We start from the raw sequence: 11,985 nt of genomic DNA, 5'->3' as shown, positions 1-11,985 counted from the left end.
CATGGCCCAGATCGCCGTCGTCCCCGGCTCCTTCGACCCCGTGACCCTCGGGCACCTCGACGTCATCGGGCGTGCCGCGCGGCTGTTCGACGAGGTGCACGTGCTCGTCGTGCACAACCCGGACAAGCAGCCCGCGATGTTCGCCGCCGCCGACCGGGTGCGGTTGATCGAGCAGTCCCTCGTCGAGACCGGGGCACCGGACAGCGTCCGGGTCGGGGAGTGGACCTCCGGCCTGCTCGTCGACTACTGCCGACAGGTGGGTGCGGGTGTGCTCGTGAAGGGTGTGCGCTCGGGCGAGGACGTCGCGTACGAGACCCCGATGGCCATCATGAACCGGCACCTGGCCGACGTCGAGACGGTCTTCCTGCTGCCCGAGGCGTCGCGGGCGCACGTGTCGAGCTCCCTCATCCGCCAGGTCGCGACGCTCGGGGGCGACGTGACGCCCTACGTGCCCGTCGTCGTCGCGGACGCGTTGGCCGAGCACCTCGGGCGCTGACACGCCGCGTCCCGGGCGTCCTCGACGTCCGCAGGAGATCGCGGTAGACTCGTCGATCGTGTCTTCCCCCGTGAACAGCCCCTTCGCCCTGCGCGTGCGCGACCTCGCGCACCGGCCGGGCGAGATGCGCGAGCACTCGCTCGACGTCGAGGTGCCGGACGCGATGGGCGCCGGCGTCATCGCCGTGCGCGAGGGCGCCACGCTGCAGCTCGACGTGAAGCTCGAGGGCCTGCACGAGGGTGTCCTGGTCTCCGGACACGCCTCGGCCGAGGCCACGGGGGAGTGCTCGCGCTGCCTCATCGACATCAGCGAACCGGTCGAAGTCGACTTCGCCGAGCTGTTCGCGTACGATGTCTCGGAGGATTTCGACTTCTTCGTTCACGATGACCACGTGGATTGTGAACCGGTCGTTCGAGATGCGGTAGTGCTGGCGCTGCCGTTCCAGCCGGTCTGCCGGCCGGACTGCCCCGGCCTCGACCCCGTCACGGGTGAGCGGCTGGCCGACCTCGGCGAGGTCACCCCGCGCGAGGTCGTCGACCCGCGTTGGGCCGCGCTGAGCGGCTTCCGGGGCGCCGACGCGGACAGCACCGACGCCGACAGCACCGACGCCGACGACAGCACCCCCACCCAGAGCCCCGAGGGCGACGGCCGCACGGCCTGACGCACCTCGACCCTGACCACCGACCAACCGAAAGAGAACCACCATGGCCGTTCCCAAGCGCAAGCAGTCCCGTGCCAACACGCACGCCCGTCGTTCGCAGTGGAAGGCCGCGCCGGTCCAGCTCGTGAAGACGATCGAGAACGGCAAGGTCACCTACAGCCTCCCGCACCGCGCGAAGGTCGTCGAGGACTCGGCCGGCACCGCCCTGTACATGGAGTACAAGGGCCGCAAGGTCGCCGACGTCTGATCGGACCGGACCACATGACAGCGACGTCCGGCGCCACGGGGTCCCGCCCCGTGGGGCCGGACGTCGTTCGTCTGCAGGGCATCCTCGACGTCCAGATCGACGCCGAGCTGCTCCAGCTCGCCCTCACGCACCGCTCGTACGCGTACGAGCACGGGGGCATCAAGCACAACGAGCGCCTCGAGTTCCTCGGGGACTCCATCCTCGGCCAGGCCGTGACCGTGAAGCTCTTCCGGTCCTTCCCCGACCTCGACGAAGGTGAGCTCGCCAAGCGGCGCGCCAGCCTCGTCTCGACGGTCGCCCTGGCCGAGATCGCCCGGATGATCGGGCTCGGCTCCTACCTGCGCCTCGGCAAGGGCGAGGAGCAGACCGGCGGCCGGGGCAAGGCGTCGATCCTGGCCGACACGGTCGAGGCCGTCATCGGTGCGACGTTCCTGTCCGCGGGCCCCGACGCCGCGACGGACCTGGTGCTGCGACTGGTCGAGCCGCTGCTCGTCGACCCGGACCGATTCGGCGCCGCCATGGACCCGAAGACGAGCCTGCAGGAGCTCGCCGCGAGCCTGTCCCTCGGCAACCCGGCCTACCGGGTGACCGAGGAGGGCCCCGACCACGACAAGACCTTCCACGCGACGGTCGTGCTGCAGGGCGAGGACGTGTCGACGGGGTCCGGCACCAGCAAGAAGACCGCCGAGATGGCCGCCGCGCTCGAGGCGTGGACGCGGCTCTCCGGCCGGGCGGCCTGACCGCGTGCCCGAACTCCCCGAGGTCGAGGTGGTCCGTGCCGGCCTCGAACCCGCCGTCAGCGGTGCCCGCGTGCTGCACGTCGACGTGGTCGACGACCGCGCACTCACCCGGCACGACGGCCCGGCCGAGGACTTCGCCGAACGCCTGACCGACCGCACGATCGCCGCGGCCGTGCGCCGTGGCAAGTTCATGTGGTTCCCCCTCGTCCCCGAGCGCGACGGCGACCGACCCGAGGCACTCGTCACCCACCTGGGGATGTCCGGTCAGGTCCTGCTCGGCCGCGACCGACCGGCCGCGAGGCACCGCCGCATCCTGATCGACGTGCAACCGACGGGGACCGACCGAGACGGCCGTCCCGAGCAGCCGGTCGCGCTGGAGTTCGTCGATCAGCGGACCTTCGGGTCGATGGCGATCGACGCGATGGTGCCGACCGTCGACGGGGCCCCGGCCGGGTCCGCCGGTGCGGTCGACGCCCACGACCCCGACGCGCCGTGGCGGAGGAGCATCCCGACCCAGGTGTCGCACATCGCCCGGGACCCGCTCGACCCGGCGTTCGACGACGACCGCTTCGTCGCGATGGCGCGGAAGCGTTCCAGCGGCATCAAGCGCGTCCTGCTCGACCAGGGCGTGGTGAGCGGCATCGGCAACATCTACGCCGACGAGTCGCTCTGGGCCGCGCAGCTGCACTTCGACCGTCCGGCCGACCGCCTGCCGCGGGCCGACCTGCACCGGCTCCTGGCCGAGGTCCGCACCGTGCTCGCCCGTGCCCTCGAGGACGGCGGGACGAGCTTCGACGCGCAGTACGTCAACGTCAACGGGCAGTCCGGGTACTTCTCGCAGCGTCTCGCGGTGTACGGGCAGCAGGGGAAGCCGTGCCCGCGCTGCGGCACGACCATCGTGCGCGAGGCCTTCATGAACCGGTCGAGCCACCGGTGCCCCGTGTGCCAACCCGCTCCGCGCCGACGCAGGCGTTAGCCTGACGCGCAACCGAGCACCCGGAGACCCGCATGTACTTGAAGAGCCTGACCATCAAGGGGTTCAAGTCCTTCGCGCAGCCGACGACGTTCGCGTTCGAGCCCGGCGTCACCTGCATCGTCGGCCCGAACGGCTCGGGCAAGTCGAACGTGGTGGACGCCCTCGCCTGGGTGATGGGGGAGCAGGGCGCGAAGACCCTCCGCGGCGGCAAGATGGAGGACGTCATCTTCGCAGGCACCTCGACGCGCGGTCCGCTCGGTCGCGCGCAGGTGCTCCTGACCATCGACAACACCGACGGCCTGCTGCCGATCGAGTACTCCGAGGTGACGATCGCCCGCACGCTCTTCCGGAACGGTGGCAGCGAGTACGCCATCAACGGCGAGAACTGCCGGCTGCTCGACGTGCAGGAACTCCTGAGCGACACCGGGCTCGGTCGCGAGATGCACGTGATCGTCGGGCAGGGCCAGCTCGACAAGGTGCTGCACGCCACGCCGGAGGACCGCCGCGGCTTCATCGAGGAGGCCGCCGGGATCCTCAAGCACCGGCGTCGCAAGGAGAAGACGCTCCGCAAGCTCGACGCCATGCAGACGAACCTGACGCGGTTGTCCGACCTCGCGGGGGAGATCCGTCGGCAGCTGAAGCCGCTCGGTCGGCAGGCCGAGGTCGCGCGCAAGGCGCAGTCCGTCGCCGCGGTGGCCCGCGACGCCAAGGCCCGCCTCCTGGCCGACGAGGTCGTCCGGCTGCGCCGTGAGCTCCACGAGCACCAGGAGGTCGAGACGGGCCGGAAGTCCGAGCGCATCGTCCTGCAGGAGCGCCTCGACCAGACCCGTGCCCGGCAGCAGCAGGTCGAGCAGAGCATGGTCGGTGACGCCGTCGACCGCGCCCGGACCGTCGTGCACCGGCTGGAGAGCGTGCAGGAGCGGCTCCGCGGGCTGTCGAGCCTGGCGAACCAGCGCCTGATGTTCCTCGCCCAGCAGGCCGACGCGCCGCAGCAGGGCCCCACGATCACGCCGGAGCGGGTGCAGGGCGTCCGTGCCGAGGCGGACCGGCTCGAGGCCCGTGCTGCCGAGATGGCAGCCGGGTCCGGGGCAGCGGCGGCGGCCGTCGAGCAGGCGCGGGCCCGCCTGGACGCCCTCGACGAGCAGATCGCCGCGCAGGCCGCGCTCGTCTCGCAGCACGACCTCGAGGCCCAGCGCCTCCGCAACGCCGTGGACGTGCAGCGGTCGCGCCGCGCCTCCGTCGTCGCGGACCGCGAACGGCGGGCCCGGGCACTGGCCGAGGCCGAGGACCGAGCGGCGCGTGCCGCCGCGGCCCTGCACGACATCGGGGACGACCCCTCCGCCGGGGTGGACGTGGACGCACTCGCCGCCGCGCACGACACGGCGCGGCAGCGGCTCGAGGCAGCGCAGACGGCGCGCGAGACCCTGCGCGACCGGCTCCACGCCCTGGAACGCGAGCGCGACGCCCTCGATGCCCGGGTCGCGGCCCTCGGCATGTCGATCGATGTCCGGGACGGGTCGCAGGCGGTGATCGACGCCCGGCGCGACGGCGTGCTCGGTCGCCTCGCCGACGCGCTGACGGTCGAGCCCGGGTTCGAGGCCTCGATCGCCACAGCGCTGGACGGGCTCGCCGACGCGGTCCTCGCCACCGACCGCGGCACCGCCCTCGCCACGGTCGCCCACGCGCGCGGCGCCGACCTCGGCCGCGTGGACGTCGTCGTCGCGGACGCGGAGCTCGACGGGCCGGGGCTCCCCGCGTCGCTGCCGCCGGGCGTGCGTCCGGCCCTCGACGTGGTGCAGGGGCCGACCGCGATCACCGCGGTGCTCCGTGCGACGCTGGTCGCGGTGGCGGACGACGTCGACCTGGATGCCGTGCTCGCCGCCGCCCCGCACGCGACGGTCGTCACGCGGTCGGGTGACCTCGTCCGCACCGTCCGGGTGACCGGCGGTGGCGCGCGCACGGTCTCCCGCATCGAGCTCGTGGCGGAACGCGACGACGCGCAGGCCCGCCGTGACGCGGTCGCGGCGGACGCGGCGGACGCGGCCACGGGCCTCCAGGCCGCTCGCCAGGAGGTCGAGGACGTGCGCCGCCGTGCCGACGAGGCCGATCGCGCGCTGCGCGCGCACACCGCGGCGGTCGCCGACTACGACCGCTCCAGTGCCGCGGTCCGCGCCGGGGCGGAGAACGCCGCGGCCGAGGTGGAACGTCTGCGCGCCGCCCTGGGCGAGACGGACGGTGCGGTCGAGGCGGTCGACGCCGCGCTGGCCGGGGCCGAGGACGCGCTGCGGGGGTTCGAGGAGCGACCGCGACCCGTCGTCGACGCGTCCGGGCGCCCGGCGCTGCAGGACGCCGTCGAGTCCGCGCGGGCCGCGGAGATCGAGCAGCGCATCCAGGTGGAGACCGTGCGGGAGCGGGCCCGGTCGGAGCGGAACCGTGCGGCCGGTCTGCAGCGGCAGCTCGAGGCGGAGCGTGCGGCTGCGGAGGAGGCAGCGCGGCTCGCGGTGATCCGGCGCGGACAGATCGCCGTCGCCGAGGGGGTGCTCGCCGACCTGCCGGGCGTGCTCGGCGCGGTCGACCGGTCGCTCGCCGAGGCCCGGGTGCAGCTCGCGACCGAGGAGGCCGAGCGCACGAAGCGGAACACTGAGCTGCAGGTCGTCCGCAACGAGGAGCGCGAGCTCCGCGAGCGGCTGCAGACCATCACCGACGGCGTGCACTCGCTCGAGATGGAGATCTACGAGAAGAAGCTGCACGTGTCCGGCGTGCTCGACCGCGCGCAGAGCGACCTCGGGCTGAACGAGGCCGTGCTCGTCGCGGAGTACGGGCCGGACGTGCCGGTGCCGGTGGACGTCCTGGTCGACCCACGGGTGCTCGCGCGTCGGCACCGCGAGGCCGACCGGGCACGGGCGGCGGCAGAGGCCGCAGCGGCGCCCGACGCGGACGCTCCCGATGGCGACGCCGCCACGACCGCCGTCGCCGATGTCGATGTCGACGCCGACCTGCCCGGGCTCGTCGACGCCGAGTCGACACTGCCCGGCGGTCCGGCGCTGCCCGAGCTCGACACCACCGACGAGGTCGACCCCGCCGACGTCGAGACGGTGCCGTACGTCCGCGCGGAGCAGGAGCAGCGGCTCGCAGCGGCGGAGCGGGACCTCGGCCGGCTCGGCAAGGTGAACCCCCTCGCGCTCGAGGAGTTCCAGGCGCTCGAGCAGCGGCACGCCTTCCTCGCGGAGCAGCTCGACGACCTGCAGAAGACCCGGACCGACCTCCTCACCATCATCGAGGAGCTCGACACGAAGATGCAGACGATCTTCGAGGCGGCGTACAACGACACGAAGGCCGCGTTCGACGTGATCTTCCCGATCCTGTTCCCGGGCGGCACGGGATCGATCACGCTGACCGACCCCGACGACATGCTCGCGACGGGGCTCGACGTCCAGGTGAAGCCCGCGGGCAAGAAGATCGACCGGTTGACGCTCCTGTCGGGCGGTGAACGCTCGCTCGCGGCGGTGGCCCTGCTCGTGGCGATCTTCACCGCCAGGCCGTCGCCGTTCTACATCATGGACGAGGTCGAGGCGGCGCTCGACGACGCCAACCTCGGGCGGCTGCTCACCGTGTTCGAGCGACTGCGGGAGTCGTCGCAGCTCATCGTGATCACGCACCAGAAGCGCACGATGGAGATCGCCGACGCGCTGTACGGCGTCTCGATGCGGCAGGACGGCGTGTCCGCCGTGGTCGGTCAGCGCGTGCAGCGGCGCGAGCCCGCGGACGCGGCCGCGGTCGCGTAGCGCGCCCGCGCCCGGCCCGCGCTGGCCCTGGCGCGCTGGCGGCCGCACGGCGAGACTCGGCTCGGCGGGCACGTTCGTGACGGGGACACCGCGAAACCGTCCGCTGGAGCGAGTCTCGGGGTGCGGAGACGAACGGGAGGCGCGGTGCCAGCCGGCACCGCGCCTCCCGTCCGGCACGTGGTCGCGACTACTTCGCGTCGGCCTCCACGGCCTCCTTCGGCTCGCCCGTCGGGGTCAGGCCGCGCTCCTGGCGCTTCTTCGAGACGATGAGCGAGGCGGCCGTGGCCACCGCGATCGTCAGCGCGATGAAGCTCAGCGAGAACCAGATCGGGATCTCCGGGGCCCACTCGATGTGCTCGCCACCGTTGATGAAGGGCAGCTCGTTGACGTGCATGGCGTGGAAGACGAGCTTGACGCCGATGAAGGCGAGGATGACCGCCAGGCCCTGACCGAGGTAGATGAGGCGCTCGAGCAGCCCCGCGATGAGGAAGTACAGCTGACGCAGACCCAGCAGGGAGAACGCGTTGGCGGTGAACACGATGAACGCGTCCTGCGTCAGACCGAAGATCGCGGGGATCGAGTCCAGGGCGAACAGCACGTCGGTGAGGCCGATCGCGACCATGACGAGCAGCATCGGGGTGAACAGGCGCTTGCCGTCGACACGGGCCGTGAGCTTGTCACCGTGGTAGTCGTCCGTGGTCGGGATGATGCGACGCAGGACACGGATGAGCTTCGAGTCGCCCTCGGTCTCGTCGTGCCCGCCGCCCTTCGCCTGCGACCAGGCGAGCCAGAACAGCAGCGCGCCGAACAGGTAGAAGACCCACGAGAAGTTCTCGATGATCGTGACGCCGAGGGCGATGAAGACGCCTCGGGCGACGAGGGCGATCGCGACGCCGACCAGCAGGACCTTCTGCTGGAACTCCTTCGGCACCGCGAAGCTCGACATGATGATGAGGAAGACGAACAGGTTGTCGACCGACAGGGCCTTCTCGGTCAACCAGCCGGCGAAGTACTCGCCACCGGCCTGACCGCCGCCGAAGACCAGGATCCCGACACCGAACAGGATCGCGAGCCCGACGTAGAACGCCGACCAGAACGCGGACTCCTTGATGTGCGGCACGTGCGGGGTCCGCACGTGCGAGTAGAAGTCGAACACCAGCAGCGCGAGGATGCCCGCGATGGTGAGGAGCCAGACGAAGAGGGGAACGTCCAATGGATGTCCTTCAGGTTCGGGGCGTCCCGCGGAGCGGGTACGCCGATGCCTGAAGGTCTCCTCCGCCGTGTCGACCGACTGGTCGGACACGACCGGCGTCCCGGGTCTGGATCGTCCCAGACCGTACTGACGGGTGCGCCGCGCGGGAGTACTCCCCTTCAGGAACCGAGGATACCGGGCGCAGTGCCCACTGGTCGCGCCCTAAGCTGGGAGCATGGCGAGTTCCTGGTCACTGTCCACCCGTCTGCGCGGCCTGTTCCAGCGGAAGACCATCGACGAGACCACGTGGGACGATCTCGAGACCGCGTTGATCGGTGCGGATTTCGGCCCCGACATCGCGGACGAGGTCATCGAGGACCTCCACGCCCGCGTCGACCGGTACGGCACGACGGACCCCGCCGACCTGCAGCGCATGCTCCGCGAGGTGCTCGAGGAGCGCCTGTCGAAGCTCGACACGACCCTCAAGCTCAGCAACCGCCCGGCGGTCGTGCTCGTCGTCGGCGTCAACGGCGTCGGCAAGACCACGACGATCGGCAAGTTCGCGAAGTTCCTCAAGACCTACGACCGCACGGTCGTGGTCGGCGCGGCGGACACGTTCCGCGCGGCGGCGGTCGAGCAGGTCGCGACGTGGGCGCAGCGCGCCGGGGTCGAGGTCGTCCGACCGGCGCAGCCCGGCCAGGACCCGGCCTCGGTGGCGTACCAGACGGTCGAGAAGGCCATGCGCGACGGTACCGAGATCGTCGTGATCGACACCGCCGGCCGACTGCACACCAAGGCCGGCCTGATGGACGAGCTCGGCAAGATCAAGCGCGTCGTCGAGAAGCAGACCGAGATCGCCGAGGTGCTGCTCGTCCTGGACGCCACCACCGGGCAGAACGGTCTCGCCCAGGCGCAGGCCTTCATCGAGGGTGCCGGCGTCACCGGACTCGTCATCACCAAGCTCGACGGATCGGCCAAGGCCGGCTTCGTGCTCAGCGTGCAGGAGAAGACCGGCATCCCCATCAAGCTCATCGGGCAGGGTGAGGGCATCAACGACCTCACCGGCTTCACCCCGCACGTCTTCGTCCAGAACCTGGTCGGTTGAGCGCCGTGGTGTCGTCCGCGACCGCGCCGTCCACGACCGGCGGGCGAGGGACCCGACCGCCGGCCACCGTCTCGGTGCTCGAGGTCGTCGTGATGTGCGTGGTCGCGGTCGGGCTGACGATCGGCAGCCTGCTGCACAAGCTGCAGTGCGCCGCCCCCGGGGTCGACTTCGTGACCGCCACGCGCAAGGCCTGCTTCGCGGACACCGTGAGCCTGTTCTCCAGTCGCGAGCTCGCGTCGCACGTGTTCCCGTACGTGCAGCCGCTCGGCGAGAACGGGCTGCCGCCGGGGAGCCTCGAGTACCCGACGCTCAGCGGGATCTGGGCGTGGCTGAGCGCGCTGCCGGTGAGCTCGCTGCACGGGTTCCTCGTGGTCACCGCGCTGACCTTCGTGCCCGTGGTCGTCGTCACCGTCGTGGCGCTGGCCCGCGTCGCCGGACGCCGGGCGTGGTTCTTCGCGGCCACGCCGCCGCTCTTCCTCTACGCGCTCTACAACTGGGACCTGCTCCCGGTGATGTGCACGGTCGTCGCGATCGCGGTGGCGGTCTGGTGGCCGGCCGGGCGGTCGCTGGTGTGGCGGGCCGTCGTCGTCGGTGCGCTGTTCGGTCTCGGCGGTGCCTTCAAGCTGTACCCGCTCGTCTTCGTCGCGCCGTTCGTCCTCGCCCTGCTCGTCGACGCGACCGCATCGTGGGGCGATCGCGTGCGCCGTGCCCTCGGTGCGGTGGCGGGCTCGGTGGGCGTGGTCCTCGTGGCCAACCTGCCGTTCGTGCTCATCAACGCCGAGTCGTGGTTCTCCGTGATCCGCTACCAGGGCATCCGGAACATCGACGGGGCGACGCTCTCGGTCTGGTACTACGCCTTCCAGCCGTGGTCGGCCGAGGACTCGCCCGCGTTCCAGCACACGCTGAACCTGCTGGCGACCGGAGCGACGGCGGTGGCACTGCTCGCGGTGCTGGTCACCGGGTTCGTCCTCGGGGTCCGTCGCGGTCGCATGCCCTGGATCGAGACCAGCGCGGCGCTCCTCTGCGCCTACCTGGTCGCGAACAAGGTGGACTCGCTGCAGTACGCGCTCTGGCTCGCGCCGTTCTTCGTGTTCGTCCGGATCCGCAGCGGTTGGGTGATCGCCTACCTGGCCGCGAACACGCTGCTCTTCGCCGGGTGGTTCCGGCACATCTACCTGCAGGCGATCGGGACCACCGTGCGGACCTACGCGGACGAGGCGATGTCGATCGGTGTCTGGGCGCAGATCGTCCTGCTCCCGATCCTGGCGGTCGTGTTCCTGCGCAGCCGGGCGGTGGACCGCGACGACGAGGTGTCGGTGGTGCACGGAGCGCCGGAGCCGCAGCGGACGCCCACGCCGAGCGCGTGAACACGCGCGCGATCGCCGGCAGCAGCAGCGTCCGTCCGGCCGGCGGGGTCGCCGCCGTCGAGCTCGTCGTGATGTGCGTGGTCGCCGTCGGCCTGACCGTCGGGAGCCTGTTCCAGAAGCTGCAGTGCGCGGGCGAGGGTCTCGACCTGGCGTACGTGACACGGCACGCCTGCCTCGGCGACACCCTGAGCCTCTGGGGCATCCGCGACCTCGCATCGCACGTGTTCCCCTACGTCGGGCCGCTGACCACCCGCGGCCTGCCGCCCGGCACGCTCGAGTACCCGACCCTCACCGGCCTGTGGGCCTGGCTCAGCGCCCTGCCGGTCGGGTCCAGCCGCGGGTTCCTCGTGGTGACGGCGCTCACGTTCGTGCCGGTGGTGGTGGTCGTGACCGTCCTCCTCGCCCGGATGGCCGGCCGGCGCGCGTGGATCTTCGCCGCGACACCGCCGCTGTTCCTCTACGCGCTCTACAACTGGGACCTGCTCACCGTGGTGTGCACGACCGCGGGCGTCTTCGCCGCGGTGCGGTGGCCGGCCGGACGTGCGCTGGTGTGGCGTGCCGTCGTGGTGGGCGCGCTGTTCGGACTCGGCGGAGCGTTCAAGCTGTACCCGCTCGCGTTCGTGGCACCGTTCGTCCTCGCACTCCTCGTGGACGCCGGGCCGTCCTGGCCGGACCGGGTCCGTCGTGCCGCCGGGGCGGTGGCCGGCGCGCTCGGCGTGGTCCTCGCCGCGAACCTGCCGTTCGTGCTCGTCAACGCCACGTCGTGGTTCTCCGTGATCCGCTTCCAGGGCACCCGGGACATCGACCCGAGCACCCTGTCGGTCTGGTACTGGGCGCTGCAGCCGTGGTCCGCGCAGAGCAGCCCGGAGGTCCAGCTCCGACTCAACCTGCTCTCGACGGCGGCGACCGCCGTGGCCGTGCTGGCCGTGCTCGCCGTCGGTCTGGTCATCGGGCTCCGGCGCGGCCGCATGCCCTGGATCGAGACGAGCGCGGCGCTGCTGTGTGCGTACCTCGTCACGAACAAGGTCGACTCGCTGCAGTACGTGCTCTGGTTGACGCCGTTCTTCGCCGTCGTGCGGATCCGCCTCGGGTGGGTGGTGGCCTACGTGACCGCGAACCTGCTGCTCTTCGTCGGGTGGTTCCACTCGTTCGCGCTGAAGGCCGTGGGCGTCTCCGCCCGGACCTGGGCGGACGAGGCGCAGACCATCGGGATCTGGGGGCAGATCGTCCTGCTGCCGATCCTGGCGGTGGTGTTCCTGCGGAGCCGTGCGGTGGACCGCGACGCGGACCGCCCGGGGCCGGATCCCCGACCGGGGGCAGCTGCCGGGCTCCGTGCTCGGGGAACGGCGTCGCCGGCTCGCGAGTAGTGTCCGCTTCGGCCCGGGCGTCCGCTCGGTCTCGTTCCAGGGATTGGAG

10 protein-coding genes are annotated in these 11,985 nt (G+C 71.8%); 9 read left to right on the top strand and 1 reads right to left on the bottom strand.

Going from position 1 to position 11,985, the window contains the following annotated elements; genetic code table 11:
* Position 1: 1 nt before the first annotated feature.
* The 6 genes from coaD (at position 2) to M3666_RS09950 (ending at position 6,905) form a co-directional block, all read left to right on the top strand.
* Entirely contained in the window at positions 2-496 is a 495-nt protein-coding gene (coaD, locus tag M3666_RS09975; RefSeq protein ID WP_066654861.1) for a pantetheine-phosphate adenylyltransferase, read from the top strand.
* Positions 497-566: 70 nt separating this feature from the next.
* Positions 567-1,157 (top strand): DUF177 domain-containing protein, encoded by a 591-nt coding sequence (locus M3666_RS09970; RefSeq protein ID WP_066654860.1) that lies wholly within the window; start codon positions 567-569, stop codon positions 1,155-1,157.
* A 43-nt stretch (positions 1,158-1,200) separates the two neighbouring features.
* On the top strand, positions 1,201-1,404 hold the full coding sequence (rpmF, locus tag M3666_RS09965; RefSeq protein WP_058728177.1) for a 50S ribosomal protein L32: 204 nt from the start codon (positions 1,201-1,203) through the stop codon (positions 1,402-1,404).
* Between the two features lie 14 nt (positions 1,405-1,418).
* Positions 1,419-2,144, top strand: coding sequence for a ribonuclease III (gene rnc / locus M3666_RS09960; protein WP_066654858.1), 726 nt, complete (start codon positions 1,419-1,421; stop codon positions 2,142-2,144).
* Between the two features lie 4 nt (positions 2,145-2,148).
* Positions 2,149-3,120, top strand: coding sequence for a bifunctional DNA-formamidopyrimidine glycosylase/DNA-(apurinic or apyrimidinic site) lyase (mutM, locus tag M3666_RS09955; RefSeq protein ID WP_251155122.1), 972 nt, complete (start codon positions 2,149-2,151; stop codon positions 3,118-3,120).
* A gap of 32 nt (positions 3,121-3,152) precedes the next feature.
* Positions 3,153-6,905 carry a chromosome segregation SMC family protein gene (locus M3666_RS09950; protein ID WP_251155121.1) on the top strand — a complete coding sequence of 1,251 codons (3,753 nt, stop codon included), beginning with the start codon at positions 3,153-3,155 and terminating at the stop codon, positions 6,903-6,905.
* 187 nt (positions 6,906-7,092) lie between these two features.
* On the opposite strand, the gene M3666_RS09945 is transcribed toward M3666_RS09950, so the two are convergent.
* Complete coding sequence (locus tag M3666_RS09945) at positions 7,093-8,118, bottom strand: TerC family protein (protein ID WP_066654849.1); 1,026 nt, start codon at positions 8,116-8,118, stop codon at positions 7,093-7,095.
* A gap of 214 nt (positions 8,119-8,332) precedes the next feature.
* Here M3666_RS09945 and ftsY point away from each other — a divergent pair, with 214 nt between their 5' ends.
* Genes ftsY through M3666_RS09930 form a run of 3 tightly spaced genes read left to right on the top strand, consistent with a single transcriptional unit; the run spans position 8,333 to position 11,936 of the window.
* Positions 8,333-9,202 (top strand): signal recognition particle-docking protein FtsY, encoded by an 870-nt coding sequence (gene ftsY, locus M3666_RS09940; RefSeq protein WP_058748735.1) that lies wholly within the window; start codon positions 8,333-8,335, stop codon positions 9,200-9,202.
* The gene (locus M3666_RS09935) at positions 9,199-10,569 is read left to right on the top strand and encodes a hypothetical protein (RefSeq protein ID WP_144411318.1); all 1,371 of its coding nucleotides are present in this window, start codon (positions 9,199-9,201) and stop codon (positions 10,567-10,569) included. The genes ftsY and M3666_RS09935 overlap by 4 nt, the downstream gene beginning before the upstream one ends.
* Positions 10,566-11,936, top strand: coding sequence for a hypothetical protein (locus tag M3666_RS09930; protein ID WP_251155120.1), 1,371 nt, complete (start codon positions 10,566-10,568; stop codon positions 11,934-11,936). The genes M3666_RS09935 and M3666_RS09930 overlap by 4 nt, the downstream gene beginning before the upstream one ends.
* The last annotated feature ends 49 nt before the right edge of the window (positions 11,937-11,985 follow it).

Source organism: Curtobacterium sp. ODYSSEY 48 V2, from assembly GCF_023712625.1.
Lineage (GTDB): Bacteria > Actinomycetota > Actinomycetes > Actinomycetales > Microbacteriaceae > Curtobacterium.
This window is presented reverse-complemented; position numbering and strand designations above follow the sequence as displayed.